Consider the following 1,798-nt stretch of genomic DNA (forward strand, 5'->3'; position numbering starts at 1 on the left):
ACGTTAGAACATCAAGCATACAAGGGTGGTATTTCAAGATTGCCTCCACACCATCTAGCGACGATGCTTCAAAGGCTCCCACCTATCCTACACATGTAGGGTCAATGTTCAGTGCCAAGCTGTAGTAAAGGTTCACGGGGTCTTTCCGTCTAGCCGCGGGTACACAGCATCTTCACTGCGATTTCAATTTCACTGAGTCTCGGGTGGAGACAGCGTGGCCATCATTACGCCATTCGTGCAGGTCGGAACTTACCCGACAAGGAATTTCGCTACCTTAGGACCGTTATAGTTACGGCCGCCGTTTACCGGGGCTTCGATCAAGAGCTTCTCCGAAGATAACCCCATCAATTAACCTTCCGGCACCGGGCAGGCGTCACACCGTATACGTCATCTTTCGATTTTGCACAGTGCTATGTTTTTAATAAACAGTTGCAGCCACCTGGTATCTGCGACTGCCTCTAGCTCCATCCGCAAGGGACTTCACCGGAGGCAGCGTACCTTCTCCCGAAGTTACGGTACCATTTTGCCTAGTTCCTTCACCCGAGTTCTCTCAAGCGCCTTGGTATTCTCTACCCGACCACCTGTGTCGGTTTGGGGTACGATTCCTTACAATCTGAAGCTTAGAGGCTTTTCCCGGAAGCATGGCATCAATGACTTCACTACCGTAGTAGCTCGACATCGTGTCTCAGCATATAGGGAACCGGATTTGCCTAATCCCCCTGCCTACGCACTTGAACCTCGACAACCGTCGCGAGGCCCACCTAGCCTTCTCCGTCCCCCCATCGCAATTGTAAGAAGTACGGGAATATTAACCCGTTTCCCATCGACTACGCCTTTCGGCCTCGCCTTAGGGGTCGACTTACCCTGCCCCGATTAACGTTGGACAGGAACCCTTGGTCTTCCGGCGAGGAGGTTTTTCACCCCCTTTATCGTTACTCATGTCAGCATTCGCACTTCTGATACCTCCAGCAAACCTTACAGTTCACCTTCAACGGCTTACAGAACGCTCCCCTACCCAACAACTCCGAAGAGTTGATGCCGCAGCTTCGGTGTATCGCTTAGCCCCGTTACATCTTCCGCGCAGGCCGACTCGACCAGTGAGCTATTACGCTTTCTTTAAATGATGGCTGCTTCTAAGCCAACATCCTGGCTGTCTGAGCCTTCCCACATCGTTTCCCACTTAGCGATAACTTTGGGACCTTAGCTGGCGGTCTGGGTTGTTTCCCTCTTCACGACGGACGTTAGCACCCGCCGTGTGTCTCCCGGATAGTACTTACTGGTATTCGGAGTTTGCAAAGGGTTGGTAAGTCGGGATGACCCCCTAGCCTTAACAGTGCTCTACCCCCAGTAGTATTCGTCCGAGGCTCTACCTAAATAGATTTCGGGGAGAACCAGCTATCTCCGAGTTTGATTGGCCTTTCACCCCTAGCCACAAGTCATCCGCTAATTTTTCAACATTAGTCGGTTCGGTCCTCCAATTGATGTTACTCAATCTTCAACCTGCCCATGGCTAGATCACTCGGTTTCGGGTCTACTCCTAGCAACTTATTCGCCCAGTTAAGACTCGGTTTCCCTACGGCTCCCCTATTCGGTTAACCTTGCTACTAAAAGTAAGTCGCTGACCCATTATACAAAAGGTACGCAGTCACCCCACAAAGGAGGCTCCCACTGCTTGTACGTACACGGTTTCAGGTTCTATTTCACTCCCCTCACAGGGGTTCTTTTCGCCTTTCCCTCACGGTACTGGTTCACTATCGGTCAGTCAGGAGTATTTAGCCTTGGAGGATGGTCCCCCCAT

Annotated in this window: 1 rRNA gene; it reads right to left on the reverse strand. The window is 51.5% G+C overall.

From position 1 onward, the window contains the following. Positions 1 to 1,798, reverse strand: a 23S ribosomal RNA gene (locus tag Q365_RS0118135); the annotation flags it as partial.

The organism is Enterovibrio calviensis DSM 14347 (genome assembly GCF_000621165.1).
Classification (GTDB): Bacteria; Pseudomonadota; Gammaproteobacteria; order Enterobacterales; family Vibrionaceae; genus Enterovibrio; species Enterovibrio calviensis.